The following is a 20,382-nucleotide window of genomic DNA, read 5'->3' as shown; positions in this document are numbered from 1 at the left end:
TTTTTTATTTTTTGTAAAAAAAGAATTAAAAATTTTAAAGGGGATTTGAATGAAGAAGAAATTAGTAACAGGATTATTAGGATTATCATTAGCTTCTTTTGGAGCAGAGAGCTTAGAATTAGGGTTATTGTCACCAACACAACTAAATGGACCATCAACAAGTGTAAAAGGTGTAAGATTAGGTCTTATATATACTGAAAATCAAAATGTAGAGGGATTAGATGTAAATATAATAGCTAATAAAAAACAAAATTTTAAAGGGTTATCAATAGGATCTTTTTATGATAGAACTGAGGGGAATTTCGAAGGAGCAAAATTAGGTTGGTTCTTTTTACCATTAACATTTAATAGTGTTGGTGGAAATATGACTGGAGTTCAATTTGGATTAATTAACATGGTTGAACATAACACAAAAGGTGTTCAAGTAGGAGGAGCTAACTTTACAGGAACTGGAACAGGAGTGCAGTTTGGTTTCTTTAATAAAGCTAATCAAATAAAAGGTTTACAATTAGGATTTGTAAATATGGCAGAAAACTTACAAGGTTTACAAATAGGACTAGTAAACATGGCAGATAATAGTGAACTTTTTGAAGTATTACCAATATTAAACTTTAATTTCAAATTTTAATCTTCTAAATTGACAAAGTTAATATTTTATGATACACTTATATAGTTATTAAAACGAATATTCCGCTTTAATGGAATATTAAATGAATATTCAGGGAGGCTAAAATGAAAGAAAAATTAATTCAATTAGTAGAGCAAAACTACTTAAGAAACGACATTCCAGAATTCAAAGCTGGAGATACTATCGGAGTTTACTACAAAGTTGTAGAGGGTAACAAAGAGAGAATACAGTTATTCGAAGGTGTTGTAATTAGAGTAAATGGTGGAGGAATCGCTAAGACTTTCACAATAAGAAAAGTAACTGGTGGAATTGGAGTAGAGAGAATTATCCCTATGAACTCACCAATGATCGATAAGATCGAAGTTTTAAAGATCGGAAAAGTAAGAAGATCAAAACTTTACTACTTAAGAGGACTTTCTGGAAAGAAAGCAAGAATCAAAGAGATCAGAAAGTAAGATTTCTAAAGCTAAGGAAGAACAATTCCTTAGCTTTTTTCTTTTTTTTGTGTTAAAATATAAACAAATTGACTAGAGGAGTGGATTTATGAGCAGAGAGAATATAATTTTAAATACAATATTTTATGTAATTTTAACAGCATTTTTTATATACATATTTGTAAAAGAAAAGAAGATTGTTGCTAAAATAGATAAAAAAAGAACCATATTTGAAGATTACCTTGTTAATAAATTTAATTTAAATGGGAAAACATCTGAAAAGATTTTAAGAAAAACTATTAAATTAGTTGAAAGTTTAGGAAGTGCACTAATTTTAGTTTTAATTATTCAAAAATTCTACATAGGAAATTTTTTAGTACCAACTGGATCAATGATACCAACTATTGTTCCTAAAGATAGACTTTTTGGAAATATGGTAGTATATAATTTTAAAGCTCCAGAAAGAGAAGATATAATTGTTTTTAAAGAACCTATTGAGGATAAAGTTTTATATACTAAAAGGTTAATGGGATTACCCGGAGAAAAAGTACAAATAAAATACGATAGATTATTTATAGATGGAAAGAAGATATCAGATAGAGAGTATACTCCTTTAGGAGAGCTGAGTTACAATGAATGGATAGTTCCTAAAAAGGGGGATATAATAACAATTGAACCTGGACAAAATTATAATGATACATTTGAAAAAGAAAATATTGATGTAGCGAAAGTTCAGAGTCTTTTAAAAGAGAATGGAGCTTATGTGTCTCAACTATTACCAGATGTAAAATTTTTAGTAAATGGAGTACCAACAGGAATGATACTTGATTTTATACATGACCAAGAGGTTTTAAATAAATTATTAAAAGGTGAAACAGTGACAAAAACCTTAGATGAAGATTATTATTTAGCTTTAGGTGATAATACAAATGGTAGTTATGATTCAAGAATGTGGGGATTTGTAAAAGATAGCAGAATTAAAGGGAAAGCTCTTGTAAGATTTTGGCCATTAAATAGAATAGGACTATTAAAATAAATGATTATAGAAATTAATAAGCATGATGAAGAGATATTAAAAAAAATTAATTTATTAGAACAAGAAATATTTATAGAAAGTTACTATACTTTTGAAACTTTAAAAGATATGGTAAATAAAAAAGAATATAAGATTTTAGTTTTTGATGAAGATGTAAAAGGATATTTAATTTTGCATGATTCATACGATCTTTATGAAATAATGAAGATAGCTGTAAAAAAAGAGTTTAGAAATAAGAAAATAGGTGAACAGTTAATAAATTTTTATTTAAATAATTGGGAGCAAAATTTATTTTTAGAAGTTAGAGAAAGTAATGAAATAGCAAGATGTTTTTATGAAAAAATAGGATTTGTAAGTGTAGGAAAAAGAAAAAATTATTATCCTAATGGAGAAACAGCAATTTTGATGTCGCTAGAAAGAAATTAATATATATTTAGGAGGAAAACTTATAATGAACAAAGAAATTTATTCGAATCCTTTAGCAGAAAGATATAGCTCAAAGGAGATGCTAGAAATATTTTCACCAAAATTTAAATTTTCAACTTGGAGAAAATTATGGTATGTTTTAGCTGAAACTGAAAAGGAGTTAGGGCTTGACATTACAGAGGAACAATTAGCAGAAATGAAAGCTAATATAGATAATATTGATTATGAACTAGCAGATGAAATGGAGAAAAAGTTTAGACACGACGTAATGGCCCATGTACATACATTTGGAACAGCAGCACCTAAAGCTATGCCAATAATTCACTTAGGAGCAACAAGTGCTTATGTTGGAGATAACACAGATTTAATTCAAATAAAAGAAGCTTTAAATATTTTAAAGAAAAAATTAATTAATGTTATGGATGGATTAGCAAAGTTTTCTAATGAATATAAAGATTTACCAACATTAGGATTTACGCATTTCCAAGCTGCACAATTAACAACAGTTGGTAAAAGAGCAACACTTTGGTTACAAAGTTTAATTTTAGATTTAGAAGAGCTAGAATTTAGACAAGATACTTTAAGATTTAGAGGTGTAAAGGGAACTACTGGAACACAAGCATCATTCCAAGAGTTATTTAACGGAGATTATAAAAAAGTAAAAGAATTAGATGAAAGAGTTGCAGAAAAAATGGGCTTTAATAAAAGATTTTTAGTTACAGGTCAAACATACGATAGAAAAATCGATTCTGAAATATCAAATCTATTAAGTAATATAGCTCAGTCTGCTCATAAGTTTACAAATGATTTAAGATTGTTACAACATTTAAAAGAAATAGAAGAACCATTTGAAAAGAGCCAAATTGGATCATCTGCAATGGCTTATAAAAGAAATCCAATGAGAAGTGAAAGAATATCTTCTTTAGCAAAGTTTGTAATAGCGTTACAACAAAGTACTGCTATGACAGCATCAACTCAGTGGTTTGAGAGAACTCTTGATGATTCAGCAAATAAAAGATTAGCATTACCACAAGGATTTTTAGCTGTAGATGCAATATTAATCATTTGGAAAAATATATTAGAAGGATTAGTAGTTTATCCTAAGATGATAGAAAAGCATATAATGGCAGAACTTCCATTTATGGCAACAGAGTATATAATAATGGAAGGTGTAAAAAAAGGTGGAGATAGACAAGAGCTTCATGAGTTAATAAGAGTTCATTCAATGGAAGCAGGAAAGCAAGTTAAAGTTGAAGGATTAGAAAATGATTTAATTGAAAGAATTATTAATGATTTATCTTTTGATATAGATAGAGAAAAATTAATGGAAATTTTAGACCCTAAAAACTTTATTGGATTTGCTCCAGCACAAGTAGTAGACTTCTTAGAAACAGAAGTAAATCCTATTCTTGAAAAGAATAAAGAACTATTAGGAATGAATACTGACTTAAAGGTGTAGTATGACAGATAAAAGAAGGAGATATCTAACGGCATTTGTGCTATTAGCTCTTTATTTATCACTGATAGAAACTTTAATTCCAAAACCATTTCCTTGGATGAAGCTTGGATTAGCTAATATTGCAACAATAATAGCTTTAGAAAAATTTGATGAGAAGATGGCAATAGAGATATTGTTGCTTCGGATTTTTATTCAAGGAATGATGTTAGGAACACTTTTTTCACCAAGCTTTATAATAAGTTTAATTTCAGGAGGGGCTAGTACCCTCTTGACCATTTTATTATTTAGATATAGAGAAAATCTATCGCTGATTGCTATTTGTATAGCAGGAGCTTTTGTACATAATTTAACACAACTTATAGTTGTTTACTTTTTGCTTTTTAGAAGTATTAGTATTATGAGTAAATCAATTTTCATATTTATTTGGGGATTTTTGTTTATGGGATGCGTTTCAGGGTTAATAACAGGGTACATATGTGAAAAATTACAACTTAGAAGGGAGAGAGTATTAAAATGAGAAAATATTTTGGAACAGATGGAATAAGAGGAGAAGCTAATAAGGAGTTAACTGTAGAGTTAGCATTAAAATTAGGATATGCATTAGGGTATACTTTAAAAAAGGAATATCCAGATAAAAAAAGAATTAGAGTAATAATGGGATCTGATACAAGAAGATCAGGGTACATGTTAAGATCAGCGCTCACAGCTGGATTAAACTCTATGGGAATAAATATAGATTTTGTTGGAGTTATTCCAACTCCTGGAGTTGCTTATTTAACAGAAAAGAGTACAGCAAAAGCTGGAATAATGATATCAGCTTCTCATAATCCGGCAAAAGATAATGGAATAAAAATATTTTGGGAAGATGGATATAAATTACCAGATGAAGTTGAATTAGAAATAGAAAAGCTAATGGATAATGTGGAAGAAATAACTAAAGACCCTATTGCTGGAGATGAAGTTGGAAGATTTACTTATGCAGAGGATGAATATTATCTTTACAGAGATCACGTTGTTTCAACAGTAAAAGGTGATTTCTCAGGTATGAAAATTATTTTAGATGCAGCTAATGGATCAGCTTATAGAGTAGCAAAAGAGGTATTTTTAGCTTTAGGAGCAGAGATAGTTATAATAAATGATGCTCCAAACGGTAAAAATATAAATGTTAGATGTGGATCAACACATCCAGAGATATTATCTAAAGTTGTTATGGGGTACGAAGCAGATTTAGGATTAGCTTACGATGGAGATGCTGACAGATTAATTGCTGTAGATAAAAATGGAAACATAATTGATGGAGATAAGATTATTGCTGTATTAGCTCTAGGAATGAAAGACAGAGGAGAACTAAAAAATAATCAAGTTGTAACAACTGTTATGAGTAATATGGGATTTGAAAACTATTTATCAAATAAGGGAATTCATTTAATAAGAGCTAATGTTGGAGATAGATATGTTCTTGAAAAAATGAAAGAACTTAATGTAAATATAGGTGGAGAGCAATCAGGACATATAATATTATCAGATTTTGGAACTACAGGAGATGGAGTATTAACATCTGTTAAATTGGTAGAAGCTATAAGAGATTCAGGAAAATCACTAGATGAACTAGTAGGAGAAATAGTAGATTGGCCACAACTATTAATAAACGTTAGAGTAGATAATAGTAAAAAAAATCTATGGAATAAAAATGAAGTGATAGTTAAGTTTATACAAGAAAAAGAGTTAGAGATGGCAGATTTAGGAAGAGTATTAGTAAGAACATCTGGAACAGAACCAATAGTAAGAGTAATGGTTGAAGGAAAAGAGATGGCAACAGTGGACAAAGTGGCAAAAGAGATTGCTGCAGTTGTTGAAAAAGAGTTAATTTAGGAGAGAAAATGTATTATAAAAATTTTTCAAAAGTTTATGATAAGTTTATGCAACATTGCGATTATGATCAGTGGGCTAATTTAATAAAGGATAAAATTAAAGAATCTGGCGTTGAAGGTAAAAAGTTATTAGATTTAGGATGTGGAACAGGAGAAACCCTTCTTAGATTAAAAGATGATTTTGATTGTTCAGGATTAGATTTATCAGCAGATATGCTAACAATAGCTAATAAAAAATTAAAAAATAAAAATGTTAAATTATTTTTAGGAGATATGAGAGAGTTTAGTACAGGTGAAACTTATGATATAATAGTGTCACTTTTTGATACAGTGAATCATTTAACATCACTTGAAGATCTAGATGACTTAATGAACTCTATTTATTCTAATTTGAATCCAGGTGGGATTTATATTTTTGATGTTATAAATAGAGAGTTTATGGATAAAATGTTTCCAGGTGGAGTGTATTATGACGATAGAAAAGATATGACTATTATTTGGGAGCATTTTAGAGATGAAGACTTAGATATTGTTGAAGCAGTATACTTTGTTAAAAATAGAGCAGGACATTATGAAAAACTAAAAGAACTATATGAAAAGAGAATATTTGAAGAGTTCGAAATTAGAAAAATTATTGAAAAAAATAATTTAAACTTGTTAAGTATTGGTAAAAATGATAGAATAGCAGGGGAAAGATTTTTTTACATGGTAAAAAAATAATTTTGCTTAAGGAAGTGGAATTTTATGGTGTTTTTTAATAAAGATTTTATGCATTATTTTTCACTACTTGGATTTTTAGGATTTCTAATAGTTGGGAATATAGGCGTTTTTATTCTCATATACAAGTTAATAGAAAAATATTTTTTTAAAAGCACACCATTATTTATTTTTTTCGTTATAGTAGGTGTATTTAGTGCATTTTATAACGCTTATAAATTGATAATGAAAAAATAAGGTTGAGTGATATATGGATGAGTTAAAAAAAATAATAAAACGTGGAATTATAACTGCAGTGGTAGTTTTAATATACGGAGTTTTATCAGGAAATAAATACGTTTATATGGGTATGTTTTCGGGAGCAATTTTATCAGTAGTTGGGTTTTATATGATATGTCTTGATGCAAAAGCAAGCTTAGCTTCAAACTCTCCATTTAAAGTTGGAGTAATAGGATATTTGAAAAGATATTTTTTATACGGGATATTTCTAGCACTGGCTACAAAATTTTATGGTTTTCCAATGTTAGTTAGTGGAGTTATAGGATTACTAAATATTAAAATTAATATATTAGCTATAACTTTATTTAACAATATAAAAAAGTTTAAATCTAAGTATTTAAAATAAACTATTGAAAGGAGGCGAAACTTATGAGAATAGGACCAATAGAGTTTATTACCCCACCATTAGTAGAAGGACCTGCAGTAATGTTTTACGTGCCATTACCACACTTTTTACATCAAATTCCATTTTCTATGGAATATGCTGATGGAAAGTTTGGATTACCAGTTACAATAACTGTAATAAGTACATGGTTTGTAATATTAGTGTTAACACTTTTATTTAAAATGGGAACAAAAAAATTAGAAATGATTCCAGGAAGGGCACAAGTTGCTGCTGAATCAGTTTACGATTTTCTACATGGTATTATTCATCAAATGTTAGGAGGATGGACAGCAAAGTATTTCTCATACCTAGCTACATTATTTTTATTTATACTAGGATGTAACTTACTTATGTTTGCACCAATTCCTTGGGGAAGCTTCGAAGATGGAGTGTTTGCTATAGCACCTGCATTTAGAGCACCGACAGCAGATCTTAATACAACAGTTGGATTAGCGATGTTAACTACAGCTACATTCTTAGGAACTAGCATAAAATTAAATGGTATACTAGGATATTTTAAAGGATTACTAGAGCCAATGCCGTTTATGTTACCTATTAATCTAGTAGGAGAACTAGCAAAACCAACAAATATTTCTATACGTTTGTTTGGAAATATGTTTGCGGGAATGGTAATAATGGGGCTTATTTATAAAGCGGCACCAATGGTTATTCCAGCACCGTTACATCTTTATTTTGATATATTTAGTGGAGTAGTACAAAGTTTTGTATTCTTAATGCTAAGTATGGTATATATTCAAGGTTCATTAGGGGATGCAGAGTGTCCCGATGATAAATAAAAACTAACAAGATTAAATTTTAAAATAACTAGGAGGTAAATGATTATGGATTTAATGTTAGCAAAAACTATAGTATTAGCAGCATCAGCAGTAGGAGCAGGATGTGGAATGATCGCAGGTATAGGACCAGGAGTTGGACAAGGATACGCAGCTGGTAAAGCAGTTGAGGCAGTAGCTAGACAACCAGAAGCTAAAGGAGATATCATTTCTACAATGGTACTTGGACAAGCGGTATCAGAGTCAACAGGTATCTATTCATTAGTAATTGCACTAATCTTATTATACGCTAACCCATTCGTAGGAATGTTAGGATAATTTTTTATAAAATACATCAAATACTTTTAGGAAGGAGGTAGAAGACTTGGCACCAACAAATATGCCTGCAGTATCGATAGATATTAACATGTTTTGGCAAATAATAAACTTCTTCATTTTAGTGTTTATATTTAATAAATACTTTAAAGCTCCATTAATGAAGTTAATGGATACAAGAAAAGAGAAGATTGCAGCTGAATTCTCAGAAGCTCAAAAGAACAACGAGGATGCTGCATTAAAAAATAAAGAAGCTCAAAAAATATTAAAAGATGCTAAAGATGAAGCTACAAAAATAGTTCAATTAGCAGAGAAAAAAGCTGATGAAAGAAAAGAGATTATCATTTCTGAAGCGACTGTTCAAAGAGACAAAATGCTTAAATCAGCAGAGCTAGAAATTCAAAAGATGAAACATGCAGCTAAGAAAGAGCTAGAGGTTGAAATGAACCAATTAGCAGTAACATTAGCTGAGAAGATAATAAAAGAGAATTTAAACTCTGATTTAGAAGCTGCCCTAGCTGACAAATTTATAGATGAGGTAGGGGGAGTAAAATGATAGGAAACCAAATTGGTAAAAGATATGCAGAAGCAATATATGAAGTTGCTGTGCAAAAAAATGAAGTTAAATCAATATATGATGTATTAAATGCGACTATGGAGCTTTATAAAACAGATGTTGATTTTAGAAACTTTATAACTCATCCTCTAATTAAAGAGAGTGAGAAAAAAGAAACTTTAAAGAAAATTTTCTCAGACTCTAATGAAGGAGTAGAAATTCTTTTCTATATTTTAGAAAAAGGAAGAATTGCACAAATTAGAGAGATTGTAGCAGAGTATGTTAAGTTAGATTATGCAAAAAATCAAATTTTAGATGTGGAAGCTACATTTGCAGTTGCTTTAAGCGATGAGCAAAAAGAGAAACTTTCTAAAAATCTTGAAAATAAAACAGGTAAAAAGATAAAGCTAGTAGTTAATGTGGATAAATCTCTAATAGGTGGAGGAATTATCAAAATAGGTGATGAGGTAACAGACGGAAGTATCCGTAGACAATTAGAAACTCTAACACAAAAATAAAAAACTACTTGTAAAATTAGGAGGTGTAATCAGTTGAAAATCAGACCAGAAGAAGTAAGTAATATAATCAAAACTGAGATCGAGAATTACAAAAAGAGTCTTGATGTCAAAACTTCAGGTTCTGTATTAGAAGTAGGAGACGGTATCGCTAGAATCTACGGATTAAGCAGTGCAAAAGCGGGAGAGCTTTTAGAGTTTCCTAACGGAATAACAGGAATGGTTCTAAACCTAGAAGAGGATAACGTTGGAGCAGTTATACTAGGGGACTATACAAAGATTAAAGAGGGAGACGAGGTTAAGGCTACAGGAAGAATTGCCTCAGTTCCAGCTGGAGAATCTTTGTTAGGAAGAGTAGTTAACGCTTTAGGAGAGCCAATTGATGGAAAAGGTGAAATAAAATTTGAGAAATACATGGAGATAGAAAGAAAAGCTTCTGGTATTATCTCAAGAAAACCAGTATCTGAGCCTTTACAAACAGGTATCAAATCAATAGATGGAATGGTACCTATTGGTAGAGGACAAAGAGAGCTTATTATCGGAGATAGACAAACTGGTAAAACAGCAGTTGCTATTGACGCAATCTTAAATCAAAAAAATACAGGAGTAAAATGTATCTACGTTGCAATAGGTCAAAAAAGATCAACAGTTGCTCAGATCGTTAAGAGATTAGAAGATGCAGGAGCTATGGAATATACTATAGTTGTTGCAGCAACAGCTTCTGAGTCAGCTCCTTTACAATATTTAGCACCATATTCAGGAGTAGCTATGGGAGAATACTTCATGGATAAAGGTGAAGCAGTTTTAATAGTTTACGATGATCTTTCAAAGCATGCGGTAGCATATAGAGAAATGTCTTTATTATTAAAAAGACCACCTGGAAGAGAAGCTTATCCAGGAGACGTATTCTATCTTCACTCAAGATTACTTGAGAGAGCTGCAAAATTATCAGATGAATTAGGTGGAGGATCAATAACTGCCCTACCAATAATCGAAACTCAAGCAGGAGACGTATCAGCGTATATCCCTACAAACGTTATTTCGATAACAGATGGACAGATATTCCTTGATGCACAACTATTTAACTCTGGATTTAGACCAGCAATCAATGCCGGAATATCTGTATCAAGAGTTGGAGGATCTGCACAAATTAAAGCTATGAAACAAGTTGCTGCTAAAGTTAAGTTAGAATTAGCTCAATATACAGAGTTATTAACATTTGCACAGTTTGGATCAGATTTAGATAAAGCTACAAAAGCTCAATTAGAAAGAGGGCACAGAATTATGGAAGTTTTAAAACAACCACAATACAGTCCTTATCCAGTTGAAGAGCAAGTTGTATCATTCTATACTGTAATCAATGGATTCTTAGATGATATCGCTATTGCAGATGTAAGAAGATTCGAAAAAGAATTAATTACTGAAATGAGAAATACAACAACTATTTTAGATGAGATCGTTGAGAAGAAAAGCTTAGATAAAGATCTTGAGGCTAAAATTGTAGAAGCTATAGTAGCATTTAAAAAGAATTTTAATTAAAGAGAGGTGGGCAAATGGCTGGAACTAGAGAGATAAAAAATAGAATAAAAAGTGTTCAGTCTACTCACCAAATTACAAAGGCCATGGAAATTGTTTCGACTACAAAATTTAAAAAGTATTCAACAATAGTAGCTCAATCAAAGCCATATTCAGAAAGTATAGCTAAAATATTACAAAATATTGCAGCTGGTGTAAAAAGTGAAAAACATCCACTTTTTGATGGTAGAGATGATGTAAAAAAAGTTGGAGTTATTGTTATGTGTTCAGATAGAGGACTAGCAGGAAGTTTCAACAGTAATACATTAAAAGCACTAGAAAGATTGATTGCTGAAAATAGTGGGAAACAGGTCTCTGTAATTGCAGTTGGAAAGAAAGCTAAAGAATACTGTGCAAAGAGAAATTACGATGTAAAGGCTGAGTATATACAACTAATTCCTGAAACGATGTTTGATAAAGCGAAAGAAATTAGTGAAAACATTGTTGAATATTACTATAACAACATTTTTGATGAAGTGTACGTAATATATAACAAGTTTATATCAGCTTTAGTAAGTGATCTAACAGTAAGTAAATTAATTCCTATAGAAAGAGCTGAGGGAAGTGAGAATAAAGCTTATATATTTGAGCCGTCTCCAGAAGAGATTTTATCATCTCTATTACCAAAGTATTTAAATATAGAGTTATATAAAGCTTTACTAGATAATACTGCAAGTGAGCATTCTGCAAGAAAAAATGCAATGAAAAGTGCAACGGATAACGCTGAAGATATGATAAAGGGATTAACTTTAGAATATAATAGAAGAAGACAAGCATCGATAACTCAAGAGATATCTGAAATTGTTGGAGGAGCAGCAGCGTTAAATTAAGAATAATGAGGAGGCAATAGTGGAAAACAAAGGTACCCTTACCCAAATAATAGGTCCTGTTGTAGACGTTATGTTCAATGATAGATTGCCTGGAATTTACAACGCTTTAAAAGTAAAAGGTGAAGACGGAAAAGAGTTAGTTCTTGAGGTTCAGCAACACCTAGGAAATAACGTTGTAAGAACAGTAGCAATGGACGCTACTGAGGGTCTACAAAGAGGAATGGAAGTAATAGATACAGGATCAGCTATAACAGTTCCAGTAGGAAAAGCTGTTTTAGGAAGAATTCTAAATGTTTTAGGAGAGCCAGTTGATGAAGCTGGACCAGTAACAACAGAGGAGCATTTACCTATACATAGAGAAGCTCCAAACTTTGATGAGCAAGGAACAGAAGTAGAAATATTCGAAACTGGAATTAAGGTAATTGACCTTCTTGCACCATACATTAAAGGTGGAAAAATAGGTCTATTTGGAGGAGCTGGAGTAGGAAAAACAGTTCTTATAATGGAGCTTATCAACAACATTGCAAAAGGACACGGAGGATTATCTGTATTCGCGGGTGTTGGAGAAAGAACAAGAGAAGGAAGAGACTTATATGATGAGATGAGAGAATCAGGAGTTATTGATAAAACATCTCTAGTATATGGACAGATGAATGAGCCGCCTGGAGCAAGATTAAGAGTTGCTCTTACTGGACTAACAGTAGCGGAAAACTTTAGAGACAAAGAGGGACAAGACGTTCTTCTATTCATAGATAACATATTCAGATTTACTCAAGCTGGAGCGGAAGTTTCTGCCTTACTAGGAAGAATACCTTCAGCAGTTGGATACCAACCAACATTAGCTTCAGAAATGGGTAAATTACAAGAGAGAATTACATCAACTAAGTCAGGATCAATAACGTCAGTTCAAGCTGTATACGTACCAGCGGATGACCTTACTGACCCAGCACCAGCGACTACATTCGCTCACTTAGATGCTACAACAGTTCTTTCAAGAAGAATTGCATCTCTAGGAATATATCCAGCAGTTGACCCTCTAGATTCAACTTCAAAAGCGCTAGATCCAGCAATAGTTGGAAATGAGCACTATACAGTTGCTAGACAGGTTCAAGAGATATTACAAAGATATAAAGAACTTCAAGATATCATTGCAATCCTAGGAATGGATGAGTTATCTGATGAAGATAAGCAAACAGTTTCTAGAGCAAGAAAAATCGAGAGATTCTTCTCACAACCATTCTCAGTTGCTGAGCAATTTACAGGAATGGAAGGGAAATATGTTCCAGTAAAAGAGACAATAAGAGCTTTCAAAGAGATTATCGAAGGTAAGCACGATGCTCTTCCTGAACAAGCATTCCTTTATGTTGGAACAATTGAGGAGGCAATAGCTAAGGGAAGAGACCTTATGAAGGGAGCTGAGTAATTATGGCAAACTCTTTTAAGCTAGAGCTAGTAACTCCATTATCAAAGATATTATCTGAAGAGGTAAACTTTGTTATGCTAAGAACAACAGAGGGAGATATGGGTATATTACCTAATCACTCGCCTTTTGTTGCTGGATTAGCTACTGGAGAGATGAAAGTTAGAAATAATGGGCAAGAAAAGTTTTACTATGTTTCAGGTGGATTTGTAGAAATCTCTGATAATGTTGTAACAATTTTAGCAGATGAAGCTATGGATGTTAAAGATATAGATTTAGAAGCTGCGAGAAAAGAAGCTCAAATTGCTAAAGAAAAATTAGAAAAAATAGCTGAGGATATTGATATCGCTAATGTTCAAAAGACATTAACTCAAGCATTAACTAAAGTTAAATTAGCAGAAAAAATGTTATAAAAAATAAAACCCGATTAGAAATTCTAATCGGGTTTTTTTATCAAGATTTTAAATATAAAATAATTATTTTCGATTTTTAAATCAAAGTTAAATCGATGTAGCTCTAGAATTTTTTTAACTAAAGATAATCCAAGGCCACTTCCCTCAGTATTTTTATCTAAAGCATTTTCTCCTCTTTGGAAAGGTTCAAATAAATCAGTAGTTTTTTTATTGACTTCAGTAGTGATAATGTTCTTAAAAATAAGAGTACCATTCTCTAAAAATATTTCTACATTGGATTCGTCAGGTGCATATTTTAACATATTTTGAACTAAATTATTTATAGCAATTTTTAATAAATTATAATCACCATTTACTTCTATATTTGAAAAATTAGTAATAACATTAATATTTTTTTCAAATTCAATATAATCAAATTGTTCTAATGAACTTTTAATCATATTTTCTAAATTTATTTGTTGTGTTGTTAATTTATAATCAGGAGAGTTTATTTTAGAAAGGGTTAGTAAACTTTCTGTTAAAGTTCTCATCTCTAAAGATTTTTCAAGCATAGTTTTATAATATTCTTTTTTTCGTTCACTAGGAACATTATCTCTAGCTAATGCTTGAGAATATAAACAAAGAACTGAAATAGGTGTTTTTAGCTCATGAGATGCATTAGAAACAAAAAGTTTTAGATTTTCAATAGCAAAAGATAGTTCTTTAGACATTTCATTTAAACTTTGAGCAAGTTCTTCAAGTTCATCACCACTAGACAATTTTATGTTATCAGGATATTCTAATCTCGCAATTTTTTTAGCACTATTTTTTAAGTACATGATATTTCTATTTATTTTTTTAGAAAATATAGATACAAGAATACCACTTACAAATAAAGAGAAAAAAGCAGTAAAAAGATTAAATATAAAAATATCGTGAATATGTTTTGCAATAACAGCCATAGAACTTCTAATACTTAACATATAACCATTGTTTAACTTTTCATAGTAACGAATGAACATAACTCCAGATGTACCATCAACTTCACCTATTTTAAATGTAGATTCATTTAATTTTAAAGAGTTATAAATCTTTTTATTGTTATTCATATGTGAACGATTATTCTGCATAAAGTTTAAATCAATCTTAACTCCAAAATTATCCTCTGCAAAATAGATGTAATTTTCAAGTTTATCTCTATCATCAATTAGTTTAATGATGTTATTTCTAATTTCAATAATACTTTGTTTTTTCCTATAAATATAAAATTTATCTAAGAAAAAAGAGTTGAAAATAAAACTGGTAATTATAGTTAAAAAAACTATCCCTATTGTTAATAGGAATAGTTTTTTAAAGAAGTTCAGTTTTATTGGGAAATTAATCTGTTTTAAAGACATAACCAACTCCTCTTACACTTTTAATATAATTATCACAACTTCCAAGTTTTTTTCTTAACCGTTTTACAATAGTATCTACTGCTCTTTCATCACCAAAAAATTCAAATCCCCAAACTTCATTAAGTAAAGTTTCACGAGAAAAAATTATATTTTGATTTCTTAAAAAAAATTCTAAAAGTTGCGCCTCTCTTCGAGGAAGAATATTACTTTCTTCAGGAGTATCAAGCTTAAATGTATTGAAATCAAAAGTGATATCTCCAATTTTAAAAAATGTGTCATTACTAAGTTTAAATAATTTTTTTAACTTAATAATGAGAAGCTTAGGAGTAAATGGCTTTGTTATATAGTCATCAGCTCCTAATTCAAGTCCTTTAATTTCATCAAATTCACTATCTCTAGCAGTAACCATAATTATAGGTACTTGAGATAATGCCTTCAACTTTTTACAAATCTCCCATCCGTTCATACCAGGAAGATTTATATCTAATAATATAAGATCAGGTTTTTCTTTATAAAAACAATCAATTGCTTCATCACCTCTATGAGTTATAACAGTTTCAAATCCCTCATTTTTTAAAGAATCTGAAATAACTGTAGCAAGAGATTTTTCATCTTCAACAATAAGAACTTTCTTCATAATTTAAATCCTTAGCTATTTTTGTGTTCAAAAATAACGTCAATAGGAGTACCTTCAAATCCAAAAGATTCTCTTAATTTATTTTCGATATATCTACCATATGAGAAGTGAACTAACTCAGGGTAGTTACAGAAAAGAACAAATCTAGGTGGTGCAGTAGAGATTTGTGTAGCATAATTTATTTTAACTACTCTACCTTTTCTTGTAGGTGGATTATTCATGATAATAGCATCACTTATAACAGTGTTTAATAATCCAGTTGAAATTCTCTTGTTATATTCAGCAAATACAGCTTCTGCATGCTCTAATAACTTAGTTGTTCTTTGCCCTGTTAAAGCTGATACGAATTCGATTGGTGCATAAGATAAGAATGGTAACTCAGCATAAAGCTCTTCTCTCATCTTTTTCATCGTGTCATTTTTCTTATCTGGAATAGTATCCCATTTATTTATAACTATGATAATTGGTTTTTTCTCTTCATAAGCAATACCAGCAATTCTCTTATCTTGCTCAGTTAATCCTTCACTTCCATCAATCATCCAAATACATACATCAGCTCTTTTTATAGTTTTGATAGCTCTTAAAACAGAATAATACTCTAAACTTTCCTCAACTTTAGATTTTCTTCTGATACCAGCAGTATCTATAAGGATGTATCTGTTACCATCAAATTCAATAGCCGTATCAATAGCATCTCTAGTAGTACCAGCTATATTACTAACAATAGTTCTTTCTTCTCCTGATAATCTATTAACAAGAGATGACTTTCCAGCATTTGGTCTACCGATAATAGCTAATTTAAGACCTTCTTCCTCTTCGTACTCTTCAACTGTTTGATCAATAATATCTACTACTAAATCTAGCATATCTCCAAGGTTTACTTTATGCTCTCCTGAAATAGGAATTAAATGCTCAAATCCTAATCCCCAGAAATCATAAACATCGTCTTGTTGAGCTTGGAAATTATCAATTTTATTAACACAAAGGATAACAGGTTTTTTCTTTTTTCTTAAAAGGTAAGCAACCTCTTCATCTAATGGATTTAAACCATTTTTTCCATCTACAACGAATAAAATAACATCAGCTTCATTCATAGCAACTTCAGCTTGCTGTTTTATTTTAGTCATCATAAAATCATTATTTCTAGGCTCAAGTCCTCCAGTGTCAACTAGAACAAACTCTTTTCCAGCCCACTCAGTTTCTCTATATAGTCTATCTCTTGTAACTCCTGGCTGGTCATCAACGATAGCTACTCTATCTCCAACCAATTTATTAAATAGTGTCGATTTTCCAACATTTGGTCTTCCAACGATTGCAACAATAGGTTTCAATTTTAATACCTCCTAGTTTTATTTGTTTGAGTGATAATATCTTTTTGTTTTTGCTTTTTACCGTTATCCTTTTCAACAAATATTTTTTTATTGTTAAGTGGATTCATTTCAGTATAATACATAAGTGTAGAATAAGTTGATGGAGTAGGAGTAAAAATTTGTACCTGCTCTGGACTTATTTTTAGTTCAGAGGATGCGAATCTTTTTAAATCTAACATATCTTTTTCGTTACACCCAGGGTGAGCAGCAATTAAATAATAAGTTAAAAACTGTTTTTTATCATGTTTTTTATTTAACTCATAAAAACGATTTTTAAACTCTTTTAAAATGCTTTTCCCTTGTTTTCCCATAAGAGAAAGAATTTTATCCTCTGTATGTTCAGGAGCAATTTTCATCTGTCCTGAAATATGGTCTTTGATAAGTTCTTCAAGATATCTATCACCAGATTTGTTATCATCTAAAATCATATCATATCTAATTCCAGATGCAATAAATATTTTTTTAATTTTATCTATTGATTTTAACTTTTTCAAAAGAGAAATTTGTCTAGAATGATCAAGTTTTAAAGCAGGGCAAGTTTCAGGGTAAAGACATCTTTTGTGAGAACAAGCTCCATGATTTAATTTCTTAGTACATTCAAGACCATACATATTAGCTGTAGGACCACCTACATCCGATATATTTCCTTTAAATCCTTTTGAATTAGCTATATTTGTAACCTCTTTAACGATAGAGTCTTCACTTCTAGAAATAACTGTTCTTCCTTGATGAACAGCAATTGCACAGAAATTACATTCTCCATAACACCCTCTATGTGTAGTAACAGAGTGTTTTATAGTGTCTAGAGCTTTAACATGTCCATCTTTTTTATAATAAGGGTGGACATCTCTTTCAAAATCTAACCCATAAATATCATCCATCTCTTGAGAAGTAAAATTTTCACAAGGAGGATTTTGAATAAAGTATCTATCAGCATTTTTTTGATAAATTCCCTTAGCAGTTATAGGATCACAATTATGATAGAAAAGTTCGAAAGCTTTTACAAAGTTTTCTTTTTTTTCAACACATTCTTCAAAACTTGGAAGAGCTAAATATCCTTCTTTAGGTTCTTTAGAAATGTAACCTATACCTCTAATACTTTTCCAATCTATTTTATTTTTTAATGCATTAGCTAACTCAAGCATAGACTTCTCTCCCATACCATATGAAAGAATATCAGCTTTAGCATCAAAAATAATAGGACGTCTTAACGAGTTACTCCAGTAATCATAATGAACTACTCTTCTAAGACTAGCCTCTATTCCCCCTAATACAATGGGAACAGGACTATTTTTAAAGAAACGACGAATTAGATTTGTATACTGAATAGTAGCTCTATCAGGTCTTTTATTATTAATTCCACCTGGAGTAAAATCGTCACTTTTTCTTCTTTTTTTTACAGCAGTATAGTTAGCAACCATTGAATCTACACAACCAGCAGAAACTGCCCAATATAAATTGGGAGTTCCTAATCTAGTTATATCTTTATCAGAATTAATATCTGGTTGAGCGATTACTCCTACTTTAAAACCATGCTTAACTAACCATTTACCGATAATAGCAGTACCATTATAAGAAGTATCTAAATAGGTATCTCCAGATACAAGTATTATATCTAAAGAGTCCCAACCTAATTTTTTAACCTCTTCCATTGTAGTAGGTAGAAACATTTAAAATCACACTCCTTGAGAAGCAGCCATTAAGAAAGGAACAACTTGTTTCTTTCTAGATACAACACCATCAACCCATGCCGTATTATTAGTTAAAGTTGTATGGAATCCTCTTTCAACAAGCGTTGGCTCACCAACAACAAGTAGCATAGATCCAGCTTTAACGATATCTGTAATAACTAATACAGATAATTGATAATCATTTTTAGCATTTGTTTCAGCCATTGCTTTTTCAAGAGAAGCTTGTTGATCTAATACACCTTTAACGTCAACAGTATTAACTTGAGAAATAGCTAACTTTACACCATTCATAGAAAACTCTTTTTGATCCATAGTTAAAATCTCTTCAGGAGTTTTATCAGAAAGAGACGTACCAGCAATAAGCATATCCATACCGAAAGCCTCATAGTTTTCTATACCAGATATAGCAGCTAGTTCTTTTACAACTTGGATATCTTTTTCTGTACAAGTAGGTGATTTAAATAGTAGTGTATCAGATAAAATAGCACTTAACATTAAGCCAGCAATCTCTTTTGGTGGTACAATACCAGCTTCTTTATATAAACCATAAATAATTGTACAAGTACATCCAACAGTTTCAGCATTTATTTTAACAGGTTCGTTTGTTTCAAAGTTTCCGAACTTGTGGTGATCAACAACTTGAATTATTTTAGCATCCTTTAAACCAGCAACTGATTGAGCAGCTTCATTATGATCAACTAAAACAACATTTTTTCTAGTAAAGTTGATTAAGTTTTTTGTTCTTATAGTACCATAAACTTCTCCATTTTTATCAACAACTGGGAAGTTTGTTTGTGTAGATTCTTTCATAATATCTTTAATATCAATTAAATAATCATCTGTAGAGAATGAATAGAATTTCTCATGATTCATTATTGATAAAATTGAAACTGATTGAGATATTAATGGTATTGTTTTAAATAAAGATTTATTAACTCTTAAAATAGGAGTTTTAGAATCTCTAGGTAAAATAACATCATCTTTATCACAACAAAGAATAATCATATTAACACCTAAATCAATTAAATCATCGATAGAGTCAAGTAATGTCGTAGTAATAACGATATCACCAGCTGCGATGTTTCTATACTCACTTACACCTTTTAAGCTAGCTTCTATTTTACCAGAAGGATATTCTCCACTGATAACTTCTCCTTCTAAAACATCTTTTAAATTTTCATAAGTTGTGTAGTATTTAGAAAATAATTCAGAATAATCAATGTTTAAGTAAGCATTAGCAATATCTGAAACATGAATCATTCCTCTTAGGTGATTCTTACTATTAACAACAGGTAAACTAGAGAAATTCTCTTCTGTCATTATCTCTAAAGCTCTTTTTAATGAATCTTTATGATTAATAGTTTTCTTTTCAACACGAGTTAAATCTGATATTTGAGCACTTACCGTTGAAAGTAGTTTTGGTGCATCTATATTAAAGCTTTTTAAAACAAATTCAGTTTCCTTACTAATGTTTCCTAATCTACAAGCTTGAGCAAATTCTCCTTTTAATTCTTTTAGTCTAGCTAATGAAATAGCTGAACAGATTGAATCTGTATCTGGATTTCTGTGTCCAAAAATTAAAATTGGTTCCATGTAAAATACTCTCCTTTTTCTTTATAAGTCTATTTATTATTCTATCATTTTTTTGAAAATAG

General features: G+C 30.5%; 23 protein-coding genes. 18 read left to right on the top strand and 5 right to left on the bottom strand.

Annotated features, from left to right (window positions below; all coding sequences use genetic code 11):
- Positions 1–49 precede the first annotated feature (49 nt).
- The 18 genes from H5J23_RS08905 to H5J23_RS08820 all read left to right on the top strand — a co-directional run bounded on the left by H5J23_RS08905 (position 50) and on the right by H5J23_RS08820 (position 13,653).
- The gene (locus tag H5J23_RS08905; protein WP_023051189.1) at positions 50–628 is read left to right on the top strand and encodes an LA_2272 family surface repeat-containing protein; all 579 of its coding nucleotides are present in this window, start codon (positions 50–52) and stop codon (positions 626–628) included.
- Between the two features lie 104 nt (positions 629–732).
- Entirely contained in the window at positions 733–1,083 is a 351-nt protein-coding gene (rplS, locus tag H5J23_RS08900; RefSeq protein ID WP_023051188.1) for a 50S ribosomal protein L19, read from the top strand.
- Between the two features lie 88 nt (positions 1,084–1,171).
- Positions 1,172–2,098, top strand: coding sequence for a signal peptidase I (gene lepB / locus H5J23_RS08895; protein WP_023051187.1), 927 nt, complete (start codon positions 1,172–1,174; stop codon positions 2,096–2,098).
- On the top strand, positions 2,099–2,524 hold the full coding sequence (locus tag H5J23_RS08890; protein ID WP_185891803.1) for a GNAT family N-acetyltransferase: 426 nt from the start codon (positions 2,099–2,101) through the stop codon (positions 2,522–2,524).
- 25 nt (positions 2,525–2,549) lie between these two features.
- Positions 2,550–3,983 carry an adenylosuccinate lyase gene (gene purB, locus H5J23_RS08885; protein WP_023051185.1) on the top strand — a complete coding sequence of 478 codons (1,434 nt, stop codon included), beginning with the start codon at positions 2,550–2,552 and terminating at the stop codon, positions 3,981–3,983.
- Position 3,984: 1 nt separating this feature from the next.
- Complete coding sequence (locus H5J23_RS08880) at positions 3,985–4,500, top strand: Gx transporter family protein (RefSeq protein ID WP_023051184.1); 516 nt, start codon at positions 3,985–3,987, stop codon at positions 4,498–4,500.
- Positions 4,497–5,855, top strand: coding sequence for a phosphoglucosamine mutase (glmM, locus tag H5J23_RS08875; RefSeq protein WP_185891801.1), 1,359 nt, complete (start codon positions 4,497–4,499; stop codon positions 5,853–5,855). The genes H5J23_RS08880 and glmM overlap by 4 nt, the downstream gene beginning before the upstream one ends.
- Positions 5,856–5,863: 8 nt before the next feature.
- Positions 5,864–6,574 (top strand): class I SAM-dependent methyltransferase, encoded by a 711-nt coding sequence (locus H5J23_RS08870; RefSeq protein ID WP_023051181.1) that lies wholly within the window; start codon positions 5,864–5,866, stop codon positions 6,572–6,574.
- A 24-nt stretch (positions 6,575–6,598) separates the two neighbouring features.
- Complete coding sequence (locus tag H5J23_RS08865) at positions 6,599–6,808, top strand: AtpZ/AtpI family protein (RefSeq protein WP_023051180.1); 210 nt, start codon at positions 6,599–6,601, stop codon at positions 6,806–6,808.
- Between the two features lie 13 nt (positions 6,809–6,821).
- Positions 6,822–7,196 (top strand): ATP synthase subunit I, encoded by a 375-nt coding sequence (locus tag H5J23_RS08860; RefSeq protein ID WP_023051179.1) that lies wholly within the window; start codon positions 6,822–6,824, stop codon positions 7,194–7,196.
- Between the two features lie 23 nt (positions 7,197–7,219).
- Positions 7,220–8,032, top strand: a complete 813-nt coding sequence (atpB, locus tag H5J23_RS08855; RefSeq protein WP_023051178.1) for a F0F1 ATP synthase subunit A — start codon at positions 7,220–7,222, stop codon at positions 8,030–8,032.
- Between the two features lie 45 nt (positions 8,033–8,077).
- Positions 8,078–8,347: an ATP synthase F0 subunit C gene (gene atpE / locus H5J23_RS08850; RefSeq protein WP_040407557.1), complete on the top strand. Its 270-nt coding sequence runs from the start codon at positions 8,078–8,080 to the stop codon at positions 8,345–8,347.
- A 46-nt stretch (positions 8,348–8,393) separates the two neighbouring features.
- Positions 8,394–8,900: a F0F1 ATP synthase subunit B gene (atpF, locus tag H5J23_RS08845; RefSeq protein ID WP_051364176.1), complete on the top strand. Its 507-nt coding sequence runs from the start codon at positions 8,394–8,396 to the stop codon at positions 8,898–8,900.
- The gene (gene atpH, locus H5J23_RS08840; RefSeq protein WP_023051175.1) at positions 8,897–9,418 is read left to right on the top strand and encodes an ATP synthase F1 subunit delta; all 522 of its coding nucleotides are present in this window, start codon (positions 8,897–8,899) and stop codon (positions 9,416–9,418) included. Before atpF ends, atpH begins: the two co-directional genes overlap by 4 nt.
- A gap of 33 nt (positions 9,419–9,451) precedes the next feature.
- Entirely contained in the window at positions 9,452–10,954 is a 1,503-nt protein-coding gene (gene atpA, locus H5J23_RS08835) for a F0F1 ATP synthase subunit alpha (protein ID WP_023051174.1), read from the top strand.
- A gap of 14 nt (positions 10,955–10,968) precedes the next feature.
- The gene (gene atpG, locus H5J23_RS08830) at positions 10,969–11,820 is read left to right on the top strand and encodes an ATP synthase F1 subunit gamma (RefSeq protein ID WP_023051173.1); all 852 of its coding nucleotides are present in this window, start codon (positions 10,969–10,971) and stop codon (positions 11,818–11,820) included.
- Between the two features lie 19 nt (positions 11,821–11,839).
- The gene (gene atpD, locus H5J23_RS08825) at positions 11,840–13,243 is read left to right on the top strand and encodes a F0F1 ATP synthase subunit beta (RefSeq protein ID WP_185891799.1); all 1,404 of its coding nucleotides are present in this window, start codon (positions 11,840–11,842) and stop codon (positions 13,241–13,243) included.
- A gap of 2 nt (positions 13,244–13,245) precedes the next feature.
- Complete coding sequence (locus tag H5J23_RS08820; protein WP_023051171.1) at positions 13,246–13,653, top strand: F0F1 ATP synthase subunit epsilon; 408 nt, start codon at positions 13,246–13,248, stop codon at positions 13,651–13,653.
- 23 nt (positions 13,654–13,676) lie between these two features.
- Here the strand turns inward: H5J23_RS08820 and H5J23_RS08815 are convergent, their stop codons facing one another.
- The 5 genes from H5J23_RS08815 to H5J23_RS08795 are packed head-to-tail and all read right to left on the bottom strand — an operon-like array spanning position 13,677 to position 20,320.
- Positions 13,677–15,029 (bottom strand): HAMP domain-containing sensor histidine kinase, encoded by a 1,353-nt coding sequence (locus H5J23_RS08815; protein ID WP_023051170.1) that lies wholly within the window; start codon positions 15,027–15,029, stop codon positions 13,677–13,679.
- A complete protein-coding gene (locus H5J23_RS08810) occupies positions 15,010–15,666 on the bottom strand; it encodes a response regulator transcription factor (RefSeq protein ID WP_023051169.1) in 657 nt (218 codons plus the stop codon). Before H5J23_RS08810 ends, H5J23_RS08815 begins: the two co-directional genes overlap by 20 nt.
- An 11-nt stretch (positions 15,667–15,677) precedes the next feature.
- Entirely contained in the window at positions 15,678–16,997 is a 1,320-nt protein-coding gene (gene der, locus H5J23_RS08805; protein WP_023051168.1) for a ribosome biogenesis GTPase Der, read from the bottom strand.
- A gap of 2 nt (positions 16,998–16,999) precedes the next feature.
- Complete coding sequence (locus H5J23_RS08800; RefSeq protein ID WP_185891797.1) at positions 17,000–18,706, bottom strand: YgiQ family radical SAM protein; 1,707 nt, start codon at positions 18,704–18,706, stop codon at positions 17,000–17,002.
- A gap of 6 nt (positions 18,707–18,712) precedes the next feature.
- Positions 18,713–20,320 (bottom strand): putative manganese-dependent inorganic diphosphatase, encoded by a 1,608-nt coding sequence (locus tag H5J23_RS08795; RefSeq protein WP_185891795.1) that lies wholly within the window; start codon positions 20,318–20,320, stop codon positions 18,713–18,715.
- Positions 20,321–20,382 lie beyond the last annotated feature (62 nt).

It is taken from the genome of Cetobacterium sp. 2G large, assembly GCF_014250655.1.
GTDB classification, from domain to species: domain Bacteria; phylum Fusobacteriota; class Fusobacteriia; order Fusobacteriales; family Fusobacteriaceae; genus Cetobacterium_A; species Cetobacterium_A somerae.
This window is presented reverse-complemented; position numbering and strand designations above follow the sequence as displayed.